The sequence below is a fragment of the Streptomyces glomeratus genome (genome assembly GCF_021462825.1).
Lineage (GTDB): Bacteria > Actinomycetota > Actinomycetes > Streptomycetales > Streptomycetaceae > Streptomyces > Streptomyces glomeratus.
On record NZ_JAKEEB010000049.1, the window covers coordinates 15102 to 34558 of the forward strand.

Genomic DNA, 19457 nt, shown 5'->3' on the forward strand with positions numbered 1-19457 from the left:
CGAACCGGGCCCCGCTCCTCCGTGCGGGAGGAACGGGGCCCGGGCGTGCCCTGAGGGGGCTTTTTACACGTCGAAGTACAGCTCGAACTCGTGCGGGTGCGGACGCAGCTGGAGCGGAGCGATCTCGTTGGTGCGCTTGAAGTCGATCCACGTCTCGATCAGGTCGGCCGTGAAGACGTCACCCTGGAGGAGGAACTCGTGGTCGGCCTCGAGGGAGTCGAGAACGGCCGGGAGCGAGGTCGGGACCTGCGGGACACCCGCGTGCTCCTCGGGAGCGAGCTCGTACAGGTCCTTGTCGATCGGCTCGGCCGGCTCGATCTTGTTCTTGATACCGTCCAGGCCCGCGAGAAGCAGGGCCGAGAAGGCCAGGTACGGGTTGCCGGAGGAGTCCGGGGCGCGGAACTCGACGCGCTTGGCCTTCGGGTTCGAGCCGGTGATCGGGATACGCATGGCCGCGGAGCGGTTGCGCTGCGAGTACACCAGGTTGACCGGCGCCTCGAAGCCCGGCACCAGGCGGTGGTACGAGTTCACCGTCGGGTTGGTGAAGGCCAGCAGCGACGGGGCGTGCTTGAGGATGCCGCCGATGTAGTAGCGGGCGGTGTCCGACAGACCGGCGTAGCCCTGCTCGTCGTAGAACAGCGGGTCGCCGTTGCTCCACAGCGACTGGTGGACGTGCATGCCCGAGCCGTTGTCGCCGAAGATCGGCTTCGGCATGAAGGTCGCGGTCTTGCCGTTGCGCCAGGCCACGTTCTTCACGATGTACTTGAAGAGCTGGAGGTCGTCGGCGGCGGCGAGCAGCGTGTTGAACTTGTAGTTGATCTCGGCCTGGCCGGCGGTGCCCACCTCGTGGTGCTGACGCTCGACCTTCAGGCCGGCCTTCTCCAGCTCCAGCGAGATCTCGGCGCGCAGGTCGGCGAAGTGGTCGACCGGCGGGACCGGGAAGTAGCCGCCCTTGTAGCGGACCTTGTAGCCACGGTTGTCCTCGAGGGCGCCCGTGTTCCAGGCACCGGCCTCGGAGTCGATGTGGTAGAAGGACTCGTTCGCGCTGGTCGCGAAGCGGACACTGTCGAAGACGTAGAACTCGGCCTCGGGACCGAAGTACGCCGTGTCGGCGATCCCGGTGGAGGCCAGGTAGGCCTCGGCCTTCTTCGCCACGTTGCGCGGGTCGCGGGAGTACTGCTCGCCCGTGATCGGGTCGTGGATGAAGAAGTTGATGTTGAGCGTCTTGTCACGGCGGAAGGGGTCGACCCGAGCGGTCGACAGGTCCGCGCGCAGCGCCATGTCGGACTCGTGAATGGCCTGGAAACCACGGATCGACGATCCGTCGAAGGCCAGCTCCTCGTCCGGGTCGAACGCCTCAACGGGCACCGTGAAGTGCTGCATGACGCCCGGCAGGTCGCAGAAGCGGACGTCGATGAACTTGACGTCCTCGTCCGCGATGAACTTCTTGGCCTCGTCGGCGTTCTGGAACATCCAGCTCCTCCTACTCCCGACCGTCCGTGCCGGGGTGGTAGTTCCTCGTGCGGCCAGTGCGGTGGCACACGCTGCAGCCGACCATAGGGATGCGGCATTTCTCGGGCGTGACCCATTTGTTTCTCCCAGGTTAACCAGCCTGAGGCCGAGCGACCCCACCTCACCGCGTGCGAAATACGGCGCAGTACCGTGGACGGGTGGACAACAGGCAAGCAATCGGCTCGTGGCTCTCCGGTCCCCGCGCGGCCATGGAAGAAGCCGGGGCGGACTTCGGGCACCGGGGAGAGCAGCTCGGTCTGCCGAAGGAGGGACCGGGTTCCATCGCCCGTCCGGGTCGGCGCCTCGGCGCGCTGGCCGTCGACTGGGGTGTGTGCGTGCTGATCGCATACGGTCTGATCACCGATGGGTACACCCGGGCCACGCCGAACTGGGCGCTGCTCGTCTTCTTCGTGCTGAGCGTTCTGACGGTCGGTACGGTCGGCGTCACCCCCGGCAAGCGGCTCTTCGGCATCCGGGTGGTCGCCGTGGACACCGGCCGGGTGGCCCCCCTGCGCGCCCTCGCCCGCACGCTCCTGCTGTGCCTGGCGATCCCGCCGCTGATCTGGGACCGCGACAGCCGTGGCCTTCACGACCGCCTGGCCAAGACGGTGGAGATCAGGATCTAGAACCCTCCCCACGCCCCGAAATAAGCGGGGCCCTCGAAGAACCGCACAGGTTCTCCAAGGGCCCCGAAACCGGTCGAGCCCAGGGGCAGCGTCACCGCTGGCGACCACCCCGCGGCATCCGCATCCCCTTCGGCAGCGGCCCCTTCGGCAGCGGCATGTTGCTCATCAGATCGCCCAGCGCCCGCAGCCGGTCATTGGTCGCGGTCACCTGCGCACCGGTCAGCACCCGCGGGAACTTCAGCATCGTCGTGCGGAGCTTCTTCAGCTCCACCTGGCCCTCGCCCGTGCCGACGACCAGATCGTGCACCGGCACGTCCGCCACGATCCGGGCCATCTTCTTCTTCTCGGCGGCCAGCAGGCTCTTGACCCGGTTCGGGTTGCCCTCGGCGACCAGCACGATGCCAGCCTTGCCGACCGCCCGGTGCACCACGTCCTGGCTGCGGTTCATCGCGACCGCCGGGGTGGTGGTCCAGCCACGGCCGATGTTGTCCAGAACCGCCGCGGCGGCGCCCGGCTGGCCTTCCATCTGGCCGAAAGCGGCGCGCTCGGCCCGGCGTCCGAAGACGATCGCCGTCGCGAGGAAGGCGAGCAGGAAGCCGAGGATGCCGAGATACGTGGGGTAACCGATCAAGAAACCGATCGCGAGGAAGACACCGAAAGTGATGATTCCGACAGCCGCGAGTACAAGACCGATCTTGGGGTCGGCCTTGCTGGTCATCTTGTAGGTAAGGGCGATCTGCTTCAGTCGCCCGGCGTTCGCAGCGTCCGCTGCAGGTTCCTTCCTCGCCATGCCACGAAGTCTACGTGGCCCGGGAAGCGGCGACGACGGCAGTGCCGTGTGGGGGGAGCGGTGGGGACGCTCCGGGCGGGGAGGGGATAGCGAAGAGGGGAGGGGAAGGGCGGTCGTCCTACGAGCGGGACGATGCCGCGGATTCGAACACGCGCTGCGCCTCGACGCGGGCCTTGGCGCGGCGGCGGTCCTCGAGGACCGAGGTCCAGGCGTTCTGGCGGGCGGTGCGCTGCCCGCCGCTCATGAGAAGCGACTCGATGGCACGGAGTGCATCGGTGAACGACGGGATGGCGGTGGCGCGTACGGGCGCGGCCTGCATGGCGGAAGTCCCCCCTAGGGTCGGCGGCTTGGGCAGGATCTGTACGTGGCGTGAGTCCAGCGTCACTGTTTGGTGTTACCAGGGCGTGACTGGCCGGTCAAACGCCAATGAAGCCTTGATACGGAGACCCAAAAGCCTGACGCGGTCCTGACGGCGCCCCCATCTGCGGGGACCATCGGGACCGCGTCAATCGGCCGTTGCCTGTGAGTAGTCGCTTGTGTGCGGATTCACACGCGGGAACTGGCACGGGGTGCCGGCAGCATATGCGGACCGGTGTCAGACCGCCTGCGAGGCGATGTAGGTGCCGCGCTTCTCGATCGCCATCCGGTAGAGCCGCCCGGCTCGGTAGGAGGAGCGGACCAGCGGGCCGGACATGACACCGGAGAAGCCGATCTGCTCGGCCTCCTCCTTCAGCTCCACGAACTCCTGCGGCTTGACCCACCGCTCCACCGGGTGGTGGCGGACGCTCGGGCGCAGATACTGCGTGATGGTGACCAGCTCGCAGCCGGCGTCATGCAGCTGGCGCAGCGCCTCGCTGATCTCCTCCCGGGTCTCGCCCATGCCGAGGATCAGGTTCGACTTGGTCACCAGGCCGTAGTCGCGGGCCTGGGTGATCACCTTCAGGGAGCGCTCGTAGCGGAAACCGGGACGGATGCGCTTGAAGATCCGCGGGACCGTCTCGACGTTGTGCGCGAAGACCTCCGGACGGGAGGAGAAGACCTCTTCCAGCTGCTCGGGCACCGCGTTGAAGTCGGGGGCGAGGAGCTCGACCTTGGTGTGGCCGCCCTCGCGGCCCGCCGTCTGCCGGTGGATCTGCCGGACCGTCTCGGCGTACAGCCAGGCGCCGCCGTCCTCGAGGTCGTCGCGGGCGACACCGGTGATGGTGGCGTAGTTCAGATCCATGGTGACCACGGACTCGCCCACGCGGCGGGGCTCGTCGCGGTCGAGCGCCTCGGGCTTGCCGGTGTCGATCTGGCAGAAGTCACAGCGCCGGGTGCACTGGTCGCCGCCGATGAGGAACGTGGCCTCGCGGTCCTCCCAGCATTCGTAGATGTTGGGGCAGCCCGCTTCCTGGCAGACCGTGTGCAGTCCCTCGCTCTTCACGAGGTTCTGCATCTTCGTGTACTCGGGACCCATTTTCGCCCGGGTCTTGATCCACTCGGGCTTGCGCTCGATGGGGGTCTGGCTGTTGCGGACCTCCAGGCGCAGCATCTTGCGTCCGTCGGGTGCGACTGCGGACACGTCGGCTCCCTGCCTGTCTGCGTAGACTTTCGATTCTTCGGCGTACACAGCGTACGCCCGTGATGTGTGGGCCCCCGTGTGTGGGCCAACCTCGGGCAGCGGGGGTGCATTCCCCCGGATGGGCCGCTACGCCGGCGTCCGCTCGATCTCCCGCGGCTTCAGGTCGGCGTTCTCCAGAACGTCCTTCAGGTGCCGTTCCACCACCGGCAGCACCTCGCCGACGGTCACGTCCCGCCCCAGCTCGTTCGCCAGGGAGGTGACGCCCGCGTCCCGGATCCCGCACGGGATGATCCGGTCGAACCAGACGTTGTCGGGGTTCACGTTGAGCGCGAAGCCGTGCATCGTGACGCCCTTGGCCACCCGGATGCCGATCGCCGCGATCTTGCGGTCCTCCCGTCGCTGGCCGGCGTTGGAGGGTGCGTACTCCGGACCGTTGAGCCGCGGGTCGAACTCCTCGTCGGCCAGGCGGGGGTCGAAGTCCAGGGAGAGGCCGCCGACGGACGGGCGCTGCTCCACCGGGTCGCCGAGCACCCAGACGCCGCTGCGGCCCTCGACCCGGGTCGTCTCCAGGCCGAACTCGGCGCAGGAGCGGATGAGGGCCTCCTCGAGACGGCGTACATGGGCCACGACGTCGACCGGGCGCGGGAGCTTCTGGATCGGGTAGCCCACCAGCTGGCCGGGGCCATGCCAGGTGATCTTGCCGCCGCGGTCCACGTCGACGACCGGCGTGCCGTCCAGGGGGCGTTCCTCGGGCGCCGTGCGCCGGCCCGCGGTGTAGACCGGCGGATGCTCGAGAAGCAGGCAGGTGTCGGGGATCTCGTCGGCGAAGCGGGCGGCATGCACCCGGCGCTGTTCGTCCCACGCCTCCTGGTACTCGACGGCATCGGCCCCGAACCCCATACGGACGAACCGCAACTCACTCACGGCAAGCGCCTCCCTAGAAGCTTCGTAAGGCGTGAAAGACGCCCACGCCACTGTACGTCCGACCGGGTGACGGTGGTGCCGGGTGGCCCGTCAGCCAGACCGGGCAATCCTCACACGATCGGATGAATGCATATCGAAGGCCGCGATCACCCGCTCACTCTCCGCTACATTCGCGCCGTCCATATGGCCATGAGGGCTGCTCACCAAGGCGATACGGGTTACCGCGGCGACCCGGGAGGCACGCATGCCTTCCCGGGCCGGTGGCGGTGCCCGGAAGGCAGGAGACCGCACCGCAGATGACGGAACGACCCGCGCAGCGCACCCCCAACCGACAGCTCGCCGCGCTCATCGCAGAAGCGGGGTTCTCCAACGCCGGTCTCGCCCGTCGGGTCGACCAGCTGGGTCTCGAACACGGGCTCGATCTCAGATACGACAAGACATCCGTGACCCGATGGCTGCGCGGGCAGCAGCCGCGCGGCACCACGCCCGCGCTCATCGCCGAGGTGTTCACCCGGCGGCTCGGACGCCGGCTCACCGCGCAGGACCTCGGACTGGACGCCTGCGCCCCGGTGTACGCGGGCCTGGAGTTCGCCGCCACCCCGGAGGAGGCCGTGGACATCGTCAGCGGTCTGTGGCGCAAGGACTCCGGCAGCCATGCCGAGCTGCGCAAGATCGCATTCACCCCGGCCGGTCTGGTGGTGCCCAGCCGGGACTGGCTGATCGGCCGGGCCGACGACAAGGTGAGCCGCGGCGAGACGCTCGCCCGCGTCCCCGCCCAGGGCCGCCCCGCCTCCCCCAAGTTCTCCACCGTGCCCGAACCGGGCGGCGCCTCGTCCCGGCAGCGCAGCCAGTCCGAGCGCGGACCCGGCCAGAAGGTCACCGGCGGGGACATCGCCGCGCTCCGCTCGGTGGGCGAGCTGTTCCGGGCCCTGGACCACGCGTACGGCGGGGGCCACGCCCGCCAGGCACTCGTGCGCTACCTGGAGCACGAGGCCGAGCCGATGCTCCGCGGCACCTACGGCGAGCAGACCGGCCGCCGGCTGTTCGCCGCGGCGGCCGACCTCACCCGGCTCGCCGGCTGGACGTCGTACGACATCGGCGCACACGGTCTCGCCCAGCGTTACTTCGTCCAGGCGCTGCGGCTCGCCCAGGCGGCCGGGGACCGCCTCTACGGGGCCTACGTCCTGATCACCATGAGCCGACAGGCCGTCTATCTCGGCCATGGGCGCGAGGCCGTGCAGCTCGCGCGCGTGGCCCAGCAGGGCGTGGGCACCTCGCCGCCACCCGTCGTCCAGGCGCTGCTGCACGCCGTGGAGGCGCGCGGCCACGGTGTGCTCGGGGAGGTGCGTGCGTGCACGGCCTCGCTGGTGCGGGCCGAGCGCGCACTGGAGTCCGCCCGGCCGGGCGACGACGTCCCCCACTGGGCGAGGTTCTTCGACGAGGCGCAGCTCGCCGACGAGTTCGGGCACTGCCACCGGGACCTCCAGCAGTACCGGGCCGCGGTCCAGCACGCCGAACGCTCGCTCCAGCTGCGGGCGCCCGGCTACGCCCGCAGCCGGCTGTTCTGCCGGGTCGTGCTCGCCTCGGCACGGCTCGGCCTCGGCGAGCTGGACCTGGCCTGCCAGCTCGCGGCCGAGGCAGCCGGGCAGGCGTCGGAGATGCGGTCGGTGCGGGCGGTGGAGTACGTACGGGACTTCGAGCGCCGCCTGGAGCCGTACCGGGACGCGGCACCCGTGCGCGGCTACCGCGACAAGGTGGCAGCGCTGGGCTGAGCCTCAGGCCGCCGTGGGCAGCGGGTCCGCGAGGCGGGTCGGGCCCGCGCCCAGGTCGGCCAGGACGGCGGACGCGGCCCGGCGGCCCGAGTGCAGCGCGCCCTGGACCGTACTCGTGTCCCGGTGGTCGCCGCACACATACAGCCCGGCCAGCAGCCGCACCGGCCGGCGCAGATCGTGCGGCGGCCGCATCGCCGGCACGGCCCGCGCGGTGTGGTACACGGCGAGCGTCTCCCAGCGCATGGTCGAGGTGCCGTACAGCCGTGCCAGATGGGCCCGTACGGCACCGTCGACATCGTCGGGGGGTGTGCCGAGGACCGTGGAGGAGACCAGGGCGCGGCCCGCGGGTGCCCGGGACGGGTCCACCAGGCTCACGACCGCCGTGTGCGCCACCGGGCCGTCGCGGTCCGCGTCGAGCAGCAGCGAGTCGCCCGTCCCCGGCGGCTCCTCCATGGTGTGGTGGACGACCGTGACGGGGTGGAAGTCGGGCACGCGCAGTCCCGGCAGCAGCTCGGCGGCGGCGGACGCGTCGGTGGCCAGCAGAACGGCCTGACACCGCAGTTCACCGTGTTCCGCGGTGGTCACCGACGTCGTGGAGATGGAGGTGGCACGCACCCCCGTGTGCACGGTGCCCGGCGGCAGCGCCCGGGCCAGCAGTTCGGGCAGGACGTCCGCGCCGCCCTCCGGCATGCACAGCCGGCCGCTCGCGAAGGCACGCAGCGCGAGATCGGCACAGCGGCTCGACGTGGTCAGCTCCGGGTCGCACAACAGGGCGGCCAGCAGGGGCCGGAGAAAGCCGTCGACGGTCCGGGCGGGGATCCCGCGCGCCGCGAGCGCGTGCCCGGTGGCCGACTCGGGCCGGGCCAGCAGGCGTTCCATCGGGGTCGCGGCGATCCGCGCCAGCGCCGCACCCAGCCGGGCCTGGTCCATGGCACCGCCCAGCGGGGTGGCGGGCCGCGACCCGGTCCCGCGCGATCCCGTCGCCAGCGACCGGGCGGTGCGCGCCAGACCCGAACGGCTCACCGGCCAGGGCGCGGACGCCGTGCGGGGAGCGGTTGCGAGGGCGCGTACGGCGCTCAGCGCCGTCCGTGCGCCCCCTGCGCCCCCGCCCGCCGGTGCGGCACCCGCGCGGTGGTGGCGCCCCTCGCTGTGCACCAGAACGCCCGGCGCGAAGGGGCGCAGGACGAGGGGTTCGAGCCCCGGTGTCAGGCGCAGTTCGGGGTACGCGGTGGACAGGAGCTGTCCGATCCGGTCGAGCCGGAAGCCGTCGACCTTCTCGGTCGACATGCGCCCGCCGACGTAAGGGGCGGCCTCCAGGACCGCGGTCGTGATTCCTGCGCTGGTCAGCCGGTGGGCCGCCGCGAGGCCGGCGAGCCCGGCCCCCACGATGACGACATCCGCCTGATACACGGGCTGTAGCACGTGCCCCTCCTCGAGGTTGTGCGGCCGGTGGAGACGTGATGCCCCCAACAGGCTGGAGAAATACCCGAGTTCGGATCGAGCGTAGGTCTGTGAACGGTCAGAAGAAGTCGCGCATCAACAGAGCACGGTCGCACGGCGGTCGCATACGGGCGGAAGCGGTCTTCCCGCGCCTCCCGCTCCTCGCCGGCCACCTCGGCCGCACCGTCCCTACCCCTCCAGAGCGGCCCGCAGCGCCTCCTCGATCCTCGGGAACGCGAAGGAGAACCCGGACTCCAGCAGCCGCTTCGGCACCACCCGCGCACTGCCGAGCACGTCCCCGGACATCCCGCCGAGTGCCAGCCGCAGGGCCGGCGCGGGCACCGGGAACAGCGTCGGACGGCGCAGCACGCGCCCCATCGCCTCCGTGATCTCACGGTTCGTCAGCGGTTGCGGAGCCGTCAGATTGAACGGGCCGGACAGATCCTCACGGTCGATCAGATGGCGCAGCGCCGCCACCTCGTCGTGCAGCGAGATGTACGACCAGTACTGGCTCCCGTTCCCCATGCGCCCGCCGAGCCCCGCCCGGAAGAGCGGGAACAGCCGCCCCCAGGCCCCGCCCCCACGGGCCACCACCAGACCGGTCCGCGCGAACACCGTCCGTACGCCCGCCTCCTGAGCCGGGGCCGCGGCATCCTCCCACTCCACGCACAGCGAGGGCAGGAAGCCGTCGCCGGGCGGTGCCTGCTCGTCGACCACCCGGTCTCCCGTGTCGCCGTAGAAGCCGATCGCGCTGCCGCTCACGAACACACGCGGCGGGTCGGGCAGGGAGGCGACCGCCTCCGCGAGCGCCGCCGTGCCCAGCACCCGGCTGTCACGGAGCGTCCTCTTGTAGGCGTCGGTCCACCGGTGGTCACCGATACCGGCCCCGGCGAGGTTCACCACGGCGTCGCACCCCACGAGGCCCGCCGCGTCGATGTACTGCCCCTCGGGGTCCCAGCAGACCTCCTCCTCGCCCCGGGCCGCGCGCCGCACCAGACGCACCACCTCGTGGCCGTCCGCGGTCAGCGATCGCACCAGGGCGCTGCCGATCAGACCGGAGGCACCGGCCACGGCGATTCGGGATCGTTCCATGCGCCCATCCTGCCCCGTACGCCCCATCCGACCCGCCCGCCGGCCCCGGAAAGTCCCCGGACGGGTCCTCGTGCCTCAGCCGTACAGTGACCACCATGCCCGTTCCGTACATACGCCTCGCCACATCCGGCGACGAGGACGCGCTCGGCCGCCTCGACCGCGCCACCTGGTCTCCGCTGCACTCCGTACAGCCGCGTCCCGAGCGGCCGTACGAGCCGTTCTTCACCGAGCGGTTCGGGCCGCGGGACCACCTCGTCGCCGAGCTCGCCGGCGCCGTCGTCGGCTTCCTCCGTCTCGGTTTCCCGACGCCGCTGGAGTGCAACGCGCACGTCCGGCAGATCCAGGGGCTCGCCGTCGCCGACGAGGTCCGCGGCGCGGGGGTCGGCCGGGCCTTGCTGCGGGCCGCTCAGGAGGAGGCGAAGCGGCGGGGAGCGCGGCGCCTCACCCTGCGCGTCCTCGGACACAACACCCCGGCCCGCACGCTCTACGAGTCCGAGGGGTTCGTGGTGGAGGGCATCCTGCCCGAGGAGTTCCTGCTGGAGGGGACGTACGTCGACGACGTGCTCATGGGCCGGTTCCTGTGAGCCCGGTGAGGCTCACGAGGTGACGAGGTCGCCCGTGTCCACCGGCGCCGTGGCGTGCGCCGCGCGTCCGGCGTCGCCCGCGACCTCGTCCGCCGTCAGCACGTACCCCGTCTCCGGGTCCGAGGTGGACCGGGCGAAGACGACGCCGTAGACCTGGCCGTCCGTGGTGAGCAGCGGGCCACCGGAGTTGCCGGGCAGCACGGTGGAGCGGATCGAGTAGATCTCCCGGGTGACGGTGTCCGTACTGTAGATGTTCTGGCCCGTGGCGTGGATCCGGCTCGCGACCGTGGCGGCCCGCAGCGTCAGATCGCCGTCCTCGGGATAGCCCGCGACCACGGCCGCGTCGCCGCGCTTGGCCTCGCCGTCGAAGCGCAGCACGGGCGCGCGCAGATCCGGCACGTACAGCACGGCCACGTCCCGGTCCGGATCGAAGAGCACCACCCGGGCCGCGTACGACGGGCCGACGCCGCCGACGCGTACCGTTGGGTGATCGATACCCGCCACCACGTGGGCGTTGGTCATGACATGCCGGGTCGCGTACACGAAGCCGCTGCCCTCGCGGCCCTGGGTGCCCGAGGCGCCCTCGATCTTCACCGTGCTCAGCTTGGCGGCGTTCGTCGCGCTCGCCGTGACGTTGTCCCCCGAGGGTTTGGCCACCCCGGCCGTCGGTTCGTTCTCGAACGGGTTGAAGACCTGCGGGAAGCCGGCCTGGGCGAGTGCTGTCGTGGCGCGCGAGAACCAGGCCGGGGTGGTGTCCGGCATCGCGTTCTGCACGGTCCCCAGCAGCCGCGACTCCCGGATCGCCTCCGTGACCAGCGGGGAGGAGGAGGCCCCCAGCACGCTCGCGGCCACCCACGCCACGATCAGCACGGCCAGCGTGTTGGCCGCCGCGCCGCCGATCCCGTCGGCCACCCGCAGCGGACTGCGGCCGGCCCGGTCCAGCTCGCGCCGCAGCTTCAGCGCCAGGCGTCCCGCCAGCTCGTGGCCCACCACCGCCGGGACCAGCACGGTGAACACCGCGGTCACCGTCGCCGCCGTCGTCCCACGCGTCACCAGGTTCATCACCCACGGCAGGATCCACACACCGACGACGGCCCCGCCGACGAAACCGGCCAGGGAGACACAGCCGGCCACCAGCCCGCGCCGGTAGCCGGACGCCGCGTAGGCCAGGATGACCAGCATCAGCAGGATGTCGAGCAGGTCCACGAAGCCGCCTTTCTCTAGGACCCCTTAGTACGCGCCGCACGGGCCCAGTGATCAGCCACGCGCGCGGGGGCGCGGGGAAAGACGGCCGCGCGCGTCGACCAGTAGAAACGTCCCGGACAGGGACAATGGTTCCGCCAGGTGGCACAGCGCACATCGCGGATGCGCGAGGACCGGCCGACAGTGGGTCCATGCGTGTCTTGCCAAGAGCCAGGCCGATCCGGCCACGGTGTGTACGGCTCCCGGGGGCCGCCCTGCTGCTGCTCGGCTGTCTGCCCGGGTTCGCCTCCTCCTTCTCGCTGATGACCTGCGCATCCCGCGTCGAACGGACGGTGGAGGTCCGGCCCGCGCACCTGGTGGGGGCCCGCTCGGCCGTACTGCATGCGGCGCCCATGCCGCGCATCGTGCCGCGGTCGGCCTGGGCGCGCGGGGGCATGCCGAAGCAGCCGCCGCCGCGCTACGACGACAAGGTCATCGCGGTCTTCGTGCACCACACCGACTCGCCCAACCGCTACGCCTGCGCCGATGTGCCACGCATCATCAGGGCGCTGTACGCGGGCCAGATCGGCTACCGCCGCTGGGACGACATCGGCTACAACTTCCTCGTCGACCGCTGCGGCAGGATCTACGAGGGCCGGGCGGGCGGCGTCGAACGTCCCGTCACCGGTGCCCACACCCAGGGCTTCAACCACCGCACCGCGGGCATCGCCGCCATCGGCACCTTCACCGCGGGCGTGCCCGTGCCCCGGGCCATGACCGCCGCGATCGCGGCCGTGGCCGCGTGGAAGCTGGGCCTCGCGGACATCGACCCGCGCACCAAGGTGCGGCTCATCTCCAGCAACGGCAGGAGCCGGTACGAGCAGGGCGCCACCGTCCTGCTGCCCGCCCTGGCGGGCCACCGGGACGGCTACGCGACCACCTGCCCCGGGGCGGCCCTCAGCGCGCTGCTACCGGCGATCAGGCAACGGGCGGCGCATCTCCAGGGCAGGCGGTGACCGCCTCGGCCCTGTTGCCGTAGCGCTGCGAGCCGAGCAGGGGCCGTACTCGGCCGGCCGGACCATGGGATCGTCCGCTCGGCCGAATCTGTTGCTGTGTCCGGGACATGGACGAGGGCCGGCCGAGCACCGGCGGCTCCTGCACCTCCGGCTCCACGGCATCACGATCCGGGGAGGCGATTCCCCCCGCTGACGCTCATCAAGACAGCACCGGCGGCGCGGTGACGCTCGATCACAGTGAGGTGGACGACAACGCCTCCACCGTCGCACCCGGCGGCGGTCGCAGCACCCGTGTGTTCCGCCACGCGGGTCTGCGGGGCTCGTCCACCGTCCCGGAGATCACGCGTCAGCCCTTGAAGCGCTCCCACAGCCTGGGGTAGCGCTCCGCGAGCACGGACTCGTCCTCCAGGTCGAACGGTGTTCCCTCCGGCTCGGAGGCCATGGGCGGGATGCCCAGGTCGGGCGCCACGGTCCCGGTCAGCTGCTCGTACGCCTCGTCCGCCGCGTAGCCCAGCTCCTCGCCGTCCCCGTCGACCTCCTCGTCGAAGTCGCCCAGGAGGCCGGCGAGCGAGTCGGGGTCGTGCAGGGCTCCCTCGTAGACCTCCCGGCCCTGGCCGATCAGCCAGCACCGGAAGAAGTCGAACGCGTCGTCGCTCGCCCCGTCGAGCAGCACCCAGGCGGCGCCCCACAGGTCCCAGCGGTAGGAGCGGTTGTAGCGGTACTCGAAGTGGCGGGCGAAGTCCAGCACGGTGTCCGGGTCCAGCCGGAGCAGCCGTTCGACCAGCTGGTCGGCCTGTTCTTCGGAGTCGCCCCCGGCGGCCTCGCGGCTCGCGTCCACCAGCTCCCAGAACTCCGTCTCGTCCATCACGGGACCAGCATCGGCCCTCGGCGGGTGGGACGCACGCGGAGTGCGGCGGAACCTCACGGGCCGTAGAGCCGGGCGAGCCGCAGCGCGTCCCGCGCGAAACGGGCGCGCAGTTCCCGCGGCGCCAGTACCTCGACCTCCGGCCCCAGCGCCGTCAGTTGCGCGTGCGCGACCTCCTCGGACTCCACCGGCAGCGTCACCGTCACCCACCCCTGCCCGTCCGGGGCGCCCACGGCCGCCAGCGCCGCGCGGGCCGACGCGGGATCCACGGCGTGGGGCAGTCTGCGCACGCCCTCCTCGGACAGCCGCACCACGACCTCGGCGCGCAGCAGCGACCGCGCGAACTGCCCGGCCCGCTCCGCCCAGAAGGCGGGCAGATCGAACTCCCCGTCCCGCGCGAACAGCTCCCCGCCGGACGCAACGGCCGTGAACCGGTCGATGCGGTACACCCGGAAGGTCCCGGCCCCCGTCACCCGCGCGCACACGTACCACACACCCGCCTTGAGCACGAGCCCGTACGGCTCCAGCTCCCGCTCCACCTCGTCGGCACCGCGCCGGTATCGCGCGCTGATCCGGCGGTCGTCCCAGACCGCGTCCGCGACCCGGGGCAGCAGCGGCGGGGTCTCCGGCTCCGTGAACCAGGCGGGTGCGTCCAGATGGAAGCGCTGCGCCGCCGCACGGGAGGCGTCGCGCAGCGAGGGCAGGAGAGCGGCGGACACCTTCAGCCGGGCCGCGGAGGCCGCGTCCTCCAGGCCCATCTCACGCAGCGCCCCCGGCACCCCGCTGAGGAACAGCGCCTCGGCCTCGCCGCGCGCGAGCCCGGTCAGCCGGGTGCGGTAACCGCCGACGAGCCGGTAGCCCCCCGCCCGCCCACGGTCCGCGTACACCGGGACGCCCGCCTCCGACAGCGCCTGCGCGTCCCGGGTGACGGTCCGCTCGGACACCTCCAGTTCACGGGCCAGCTGGGCCGCGGTCATCGAGGTCCGGGACTGCAACAGCAGCACCATCTTGATCAGGCGAGCGGCACGCATGGGGCCATCATGCCCCCGGCAACCGACGGCGAAGGGGCACGGCGGCCGCCGTACCCCTTCACCTTCACCGCGTCACGGGCCCTTACAGACCGTACTTCTCCCGGGCCTCCTTGACGGCCGTCGACTTGACCTCGCCGCGCCGGGCGAGCTGGGCGAGGGCCGCGACCACGATCGACGGGGCGTCGACGCCGAAGTGGCGGCGGGCGGCCTCACGGGTGTCCGAGAGCCCGAAGCCGTCGGCGCCCAGCGAGGAGTAGTCCTGCTCCACCCACTGCGCGATCTGGTCCGGGACCTGGCGCATGTAGTCGGACACCGCGAGTACCGGGCCCTCGGCGCCCTGGAGCGCCTGCCGGATGTACGGCACCCGCTCCTCGCCCCGCAGCAGTGCCGCGTCCGCCTCCATGGCGTCCCGGCGCAGCTCGCCCCAGGACGTCGCCGACCACACGTCCGCCGCGACGCCCCACTCCTCGGCGAGCAGCTTCTGTGCCTGAAGGGCCCAGTGGATCGCGGTGCCGGAGCCCAGCAGCTGGATGCGCGGGGCGATGGGGGTACCGCCCTGCCCGGGCGAAGCCGAGAGCTCGGGGGAGACGGGGGACAGGCCCGCGGACTCGGCGGTGTTGAAGCGGTACAGGCCCTTGACGATGCCCTCGTCGATACCGAGGCCGGACGGCTTCGCCGGCTGCGGCAGCGGCTCGTTGTAGACGGTGAGGTAGTAGAAGACGTTCGGGTCCTCGCCCGGGGCCGTCTCGCCGTACATACGGCGCAGGCCGTCCTTCACGATCACCGCGATCTCGTACGCGAAGGCCGGGTCGTAGGTCAGCGCGGCCGGGTTGGTGGCCGCGATCACCGGGGAGTGGCCGTCGGCGTGCTGGAGGCCCTCGCCCGTCAGCGTCGTACGGCCCGCGGTGGCGCCGACCAGGAAGCCACGGCCGAGCTGGTCGGCGAGCTGCCACATCTGGTCGGCGGTGCGCTGCCAGCCGAACATCGAGTAGAAGATGTAGAACGGGATCATCGCCTCGCCGTGCGTCGCGTACGACGTCGATGCGGCGATGAAGTCGGCCATCGAACCGGCCTCGGTGATCCCCTCGTTGAGGATCTGGCCGTTCTTGGCCTCCTTGTAGTACATCAGCTGGTCACGGTCGACCGGCTCGTACGTCTGGCCCTTCGGCGAGTAGATGCCGAGGGACGGGAAGAGCGACTCCATGCCGAAGGTGCGCGCCTCGTCCGGGACGATGGGCACCCAGCGCCGGCCCGTCTCCTTGTCGCGGACCAGGTCCTTGATCAGGCGGACGAACGCCATGGTGGTCGCCACGTTCTGGGAGCCGGAGCCCTTGTCGAAGGACGTGAACGCCTTCTCGGCCGGGGCGGGCAGCGGCGCGAGGGGGTGGACACGGCGGGCCGGGGCCGGACCGCCGAGGGCCGCGCGGCGCTCCTGGAGGTAGCGGACCTCGGGGGAGTCGGCGCCCGGGTGGCCGTAGGGCACCACGCCGTCGGCGAACTGCGTGTCGGCGATCGGCAGCTCCAGCAGGTCGCGCATCGCCTTGAACTCGTCCACCGTCAGCTTCTTCATCTGGTGGTTGGCGTTCTTCGACGCGAAGCCCGTGCCGAGGGTGTGCCCCTTGACGGTCTGGGCCAGGATCACCGTGGGGGCGCCCTTGTGCTCCAGGGCGGCCTTGTACGCGGCGTACACCTTGCGCGGCTCGTGACCGCCGCGCGAGAAGTGGAAGCAGTCGAGGATCTTGTCGTCGGTCAGCAGCCTCGCCATCTCGACGAGCGCCGGGTCTTTGCCGAAGAAGTCCTCGCGGATGTAGGCGGCGTCGCGGGTCTGGTACGTCTGGACCTGCGCGTCCGGTACCTCACGCAGCCGGCGGACGAGCGCGCCCGTGGTGTCGAGGGCGAACAGCTCGTCCCAGGCGCTGCCCCAGAGCGTCTTGACGACGTTCCAGCCGGCGCCGCGGAACTGGGCCTCCAGCTCCTGCACGATCTTGAAGTTGGCGCGGACCGGGCCGTCGAGGCGCTGCAGGTTGCAGTTGATGACGAAGGTGAGGTTGTCCAGCTCCTCACGGGCGGCGAGCGCGAGTGCGGCCGTCGACTCCGGCTCGTCCATCTCGCCGTCGCCGAGGAAGGCCCAGACGTGGGACGCCGAGACGTCCTTGATGCCGCGGTTGGTCAGATAGCGGTTGAAGCGCGCCTGGTAGATCGCCGACAGGGGGCCGAGACCCATGGAGACGGTGGGGAACTCCCACAGCCAGGGCAGACGGCGCGGGTGCGGGTAGGAGGGCAGCCCGCCGCCGGCGGCCTCCTGGCGGAAGTTGTCGAGGTGGTGCTCGTTCAGGCGGCCGTCGAGGAAGGCACGGGCGTAGATGCCGGGGGAGGCGTGGCCCTGGATGTACAGCTGGTCGCCCGAACCGTCGCCCTCCTTGCCCTTGAAGAAGTGGTTGAAGCCGGTCTCGTAGAGCCAGGCGGCGGAGGCGAAGGTGGCGATGTGACCGCCGACGCCGTACTTGCTGCCGCGGGTCACCATCGCTGCCGCGTTCCAGCGGTTCCAGGCGGCGATCCGGGTCTCCATCGCCTCGTCACCGGGCACGGACGGCTCGGCGGCGGTCGGGATGGTGTTGACGTAGTCGGTCTCGAGAAGCTTCGGCAGCGCGATGCCGGTGCCCTCGGCGCGCTCCAGTGTCCGGCGCATCAGGTACGCGGCACGGTGCGGCCCGGCCGCCTCGGCGACGGCGTCCAGGGAGGCCTGCCATTCGGCGGTCTCCTCCGGGTCGCGGTCCGGGAGCTGGTCGAGCGCGCTCGGCTGGATGGCGTTGGGGTCGGTCATGTCGCCGCCTTCCTCAGTCGAAGGGGGTTCCCTCATCGGTAAGGGTCGGGGTTGCCCTTGGTCTTTGGCAGGACAGGGCAGTGGACTTCGGTGGAAGTCCGTCGGCGACTGTAACCCCCTGATCGATGATCGATCAAAGGGACGAGGGCCAAAACCTCTTGATTTCGAGAAAGTCGGCACGGGGTGCCTCCTGCGGAGACACCGAGTGTCGCCCTTTTCGCGGGTTTCCGCAGGTAGCGTGCGTCTGAGCGGGGGGGCTGCTCCGGTGTTCGGGGGCCCTGGGGATGTCCGGCAACGCGTGCCGGATCCCTAGGCCCGCGGGGCGCACCCCAGGACATGCGCCTTCACGATCTCCGCGATCCGGGGGTCGCGCCTCTGGAACGCGGCCACCAGCTCCTCGTGCTCCTCCGCGTACGACTGCTGCACCGTCCCCAGCCAGCGGATCGACAGGGCCGTGAACACCTCGATGCCCAGGCCCTCCCAGGTGTGCAGCAGCACCGAGTTCCCGGCCGCCCGCACCAGCTCCCGGTGGAACGCCACCGTGTGCCGCACCTGGCCCGTCCCGTCCGACCTGCGGTCCGCCTCGTAGAGCGCCGAGACGTGCGGCTCCAGGGCCGAGCAGTCCTGCGCCAGCCGCTCCGCCGCCAGCTCCGCCGCTATGGCCTCCAGGCCGGCGCGGACGGGGTAGCTCTCCTCCAGATCGGCGGCCGTGAGATTCCGCACCCGCACGCCCTTGTTGGGCGCGGACTCGATCAGCCGCAGCGACTCCAGCTCGCGCAGCGCCTCACGGACCGGCGTCTGACTGACCTCCAGCTCCGTGGCGATCCGCCGCTCCACGATCCGCTCGCCCGGCTTCCAGCGCCCGCTGACGATCCCCTCCACGATGTGCTCGCGGATCTGTTCGCGCAGCGAGTGGACGACGGGCGCGGTCATGAGGGGCTCCTTCAGTGGGGGCCCACCGGCCCCTGGGGCGTTCGACGTTTAGACAATACGGCCGCAGGCCCGTGCGGGAAGGGCGCACGGGGGCGCTTTCTCGCAGGTGAGACGAGGCTTACACACCGCCGGGACCGACAAACGCGGCGCCCCCGCCCGGAAGGTCCCGGACGGGGGCGCCGTAGTGCTCGGTCACCTGTCGGTGGCTCAGAGGCCCAGCTCGACCTCGAACTCGCCCGCCTCCAGGATCGCCTTGACCGCCGTCAGGTAACGGGCCGCGTCGGCGCCGTCCACCAGACGGTGGTCGTAGGAGAGGGTCAGGTAGGTCATGTCACGGACGCCGATGACCGTGCCCTCCTCCGTCTCGATGACGGCCGGGCGCTTGACCGTGGCGCCGATGCCGAGGATCGCGACCTGGCCCGGCGGCACGATGATCGTGTCGAACAGGGCGCCGCGCGAACCGGTGTTGCTGATCGTGAAGGTCGCGCCGGAGAGCTCGTCCGGGGTGATCTTGTTGGCCCGGACCTTGCCCGCCAGCTCGGCGGTGGCCTTGGCGATGCCCGCGATGTTGAGGTCACCGGCGTGCTTGATGACCGGGGTCATCAGGCCCTTCTCGGAGTCCACCGCGATACCGATGTTCTCGGTGTCGAAGTAGGTGATGGTGCCCTCGGCCTCGTTGATCTTGGCGTTGATGACCGGGTGGGCCTTCAGCGCCTGGGCCGCCGCCTTCACGAAGAACGGCATCGGGGAGAGCTTGACGCCCTCGCGCGCGGCGAAGGAGTCCTTGGCCTGGGCGCGCAGACGCATCAGGCGGGTCACGTCGACCTCGACCACCGAGGACAGCTGGGCCTGCTCGTGCAGGGCCTTGACCATGTTGTCGCCGATGACCTTGCGGATCCGCGGCATCTTGACGGTCTGGCCGCGCAGCGGGGAGACCTCCAGGGCCGGGGCCTTCCTGGCGGCCGGGGCCGCGGCGGCCGGAGCCGGGGTGGCAGCGGCGGCCTTGGCGGCCTCGGCGGCGGCCAGGACGTCCTGCTTGCGGATGCGGCCGCCGACGCCGGTGCCCTTGACGGCGGACAGGTCGACGCCGTTCTCGGCGGCGAGCTTGCGCACCAGCGGGGTCACGTAGGCGCCCTCGTCGGTCGGCTGGGCGGCAGCCGGAGCGGCCGGGGCCGGGGTGACCGGGGCGGGCGCCGGGGCCGGGGCCGGGGCGGCGGGCTGAGCCGGAGCCGGGGCGGCAGCGGCGGGGGCCGCCGGAGCGGCGGGAGCCGGAGCCGGGGCAGCCGGAGCGGCCGGAGCGGCCGG

17 protein-coding genes are annotated in these 19457 nt (G+C 71.4%); 4 read left to right on the forward strand and 13 right to left on the reverse strand.

The annotated features are described in order from the left end of the window. Positions 1–63 precede the first annotated feature (63 nt). Positions 64–1473, reverse strand: coding sequence for a type I glutamate--ammonia ligase (gene glnA / locus LZ604_RS32690; RefSeq protein WP_234519658.1), 1410 nt, complete (start codon positions 1471–1473; stop codon positions 64–66). Positions 1474–1670: 197 nt separating this feature from the next. On the opposite strand from glnA, the gene LZ604_RS32695 reads away from it, so the two are divergent. Next, complete coding sequence (locus LZ604_RS32695) at positions 1671–2138, forward strand: RDD family protein (protein WP_234519660.1); 468 nt, start codon at positions 1671–1673, stop codon at positions 2136–2138. Positions 2139–2229: 91 nt separating this feature from the next. Here the strand turns inward: LZ604_RS32695 and LZ604_RS32700 are convergent, their stop codons facing one another. The 4 genes from LZ604_RS32700 to lipB all read right to left on the reverse strand — a co-directional run bounded on the left by LZ604_RS32700 (position 2230) and on the right by lipB (position 5413). Continuing rightward, the gene (locus LZ604_RS32700; RefSeq protein ID WP_234519662.1) at positions 2230–2928 is read right to left on the reverse strand and encodes a DUF4191 domain-containing protein; all 699 of its coding nucleotides are present in this window, start codon (positions 2926–2928) and stop codon (positions 2230–2232) included. 118 nt (positions 2929–3046) lie between these two features. Continuing rightward, positions 3047–3247 carry an SCO2195 family GlnR-regulated protein gene (locus tag LZ604_RS32705; RefSeq protein ID WP_234519663.1) on the reverse strand — a complete coding sequence of 67 codons (201 nt, stop codon included), beginning with the start codon at positions 3245–3247 and terminating at the stop codon, positions 3047–3049. A 276-nt stretch (positions 3248–3523) separates the two neighbouring features. Then, positions 3524–4489 carry a lipoyl synthase gene (gene lipA / locus LZ604_RS32710; protein ID WP_234519664.1) on the reverse strand — a complete coding sequence of 322 codons (966 nt, stop codon included), beginning with the start codon at positions 4487–4489 and terminating at the stop codon, positions 3524–3526. Between the two features lie 126 nt (positions 4490–4615). Continuing rightward, positions 4616–5413 carry a lipoyl(octanoyl) transferase LipB gene (lipB, locus tag LZ604_RS32715; RefSeq protein WP_234519665.1) on the reverse strand — a complete coding sequence of 266 codons (798 nt, stop codon included), beginning with the start codon at positions 5411–5413 and terminating at the stop codon, positions 4616–4618. Between the two features lie 296 nt (positions 5414–5709). Between lipB and LZ604_RS32720 the strand changes: the two genes are divergently transcribed. Further along, the gene (locus LZ604_RS32720; RefSeq protein ID WP_234519666.1) at positions 5710–7185 is read left to right on the forward strand and encodes an NsdA family TPR-like regulatory protein; all 1476 of its coding nucleotides are present in this window, start codon (positions 5710–5712) and stop codon (positions 7183–7185) included. A gap of 3 nt (positions 7186–7188) precedes the next feature. On the opposite strand, the gene LZ604_RS32725 is transcribed toward LZ604_RS32720, so the two are convergent. Together LZ604_RS32725 and LZ604_RS32730 are read right to left on the reverse strand one after the other, a co-directional pair. After that, positions 7189–8607 carry an NAD(P)/FAD-dependent oxidoreductase gene (locus LZ604_RS32725; protein ID WP_234519667.1) on the reverse strand — a complete coding sequence of 473 codons (1419 nt, stop codon included), beginning with the start codon at positions 8605–8607 and terminating at the stop codon, positions 7189–7191. A gap of 207 nt (positions 8608–8814) precedes the next feature. Further along, complete coding sequence (locus LZ604_RS32730) at positions 8815–9717, reverse strand: TIGR01777 family oxidoreductase (RefSeq protein ID WP_234519668.1); 903 nt, start codon at positions 9715–9717, stop codon at positions 8815–8817. 95 nt (positions 9718–9812) lie between these two features. Between LZ604_RS32730 and LZ604_RS32735 the strand changes: the two genes are divergently transcribed. Continuing rightward, a complete protein-coding gene (locus tag LZ604_RS32735) occupies positions 9813–10301 on the forward strand; it encodes a GNAT family N-acetyltransferase (RefSeq protein ID WP_234519669.1) in 489 nt (162 codons plus the stop codon). Between the two features lie 12 nt (positions 10302–10313). Here LZ604_RS32735 and LZ604_RS32740 read toward each other — a convergent pair whose 3' ends face one another. Next, positions 10314–11507, reverse strand: a complete 1194-nt coding sequence (locus LZ604_RS32740) for a MarP family serine protease (RefSeq protein ID WP_234519670.1) — start codon at positions 11505–11507, stop codon at positions 10314–10316. Positions 11508–11695: 188 nt separating this feature from the next. Between LZ604_RS32740 and LZ604_RS32745 the strand changes: the two genes are divergently transcribed. Beyond that, positions 11696–12499, forward strand: coding sequence for a peptidoglycan recognition protein family protein (locus LZ604_RS32745; RefSeq protein ID WP_234519671.1), 804 nt, complete (start codon positions 11696–11698; stop codon positions 12497–12499). A gap of 346 nt (positions 12500–12845) precedes the next feature. Here the strand turns inward: LZ604_RS32745 and LZ604_RS32750 are convergent, their stop codons facing one another. From LZ604_RS32750 to sucB, 5 genes are all read right to left on the reverse strand, one after another. Continuing rightward, positions 12846–13364: a DUF4240 domain-containing protein gene (locus LZ604_RS32750; RefSeq protein ID WP_234519680.1), complete on the reverse strand. Its 519-nt coding sequence runs from the start codon at positions 13362–13364 to the stop codon at positions 12846–12848. 56 nt (positions 13365–13420) lie between these two features. Further along, a complete protein-coding gene (locus LZ604_RS32755; protein ID WP_234519672.1) occupies positions 13421–14395 on the reverse strand; it encodes a helix-turn-helix transcriptional regulator in 975 nt (324 codons plus the stop codon). An 82-nt stretch (positions 14396–14477) separates the two neighbouring features. Beyond that, positions 14478–17219 (reverse strand): pyruvate dehydrogenase (acetyl-transferring), homodimeric type, encoded by a 2742-nt coding sequence (aceE, locus tag LZ604_RS32760; RefSeq protein WP_234519675.1) that lies wholly within the window; start codon positions 17217–17219, stop codon positions 14478–14480. A gap of 309 nt (positions 17220–17528) precedes the next feature. After that, complete coding sequence (locus tag LZ604_RS32765; RefSeq protein WP_234519677.1) at positions 17529–18152, reverse strand: GntR family transcriptional regulator; 624 nt, start codon at positions 18150–18152, stop codon at positions 17529–17531. Positions 18153–18359: 207 nt separating this feature from the next. Next, on the reverse strand, positions 18360–19457 hold a 1098-nt coding region (sucB, locus tag LZ604_RS32770), incomplete at its 5' end, for a 2-oxoglutarate dehydrogenase, E2 component, dihydrolipoamide succinyltransferase (protein WP_234519679.1).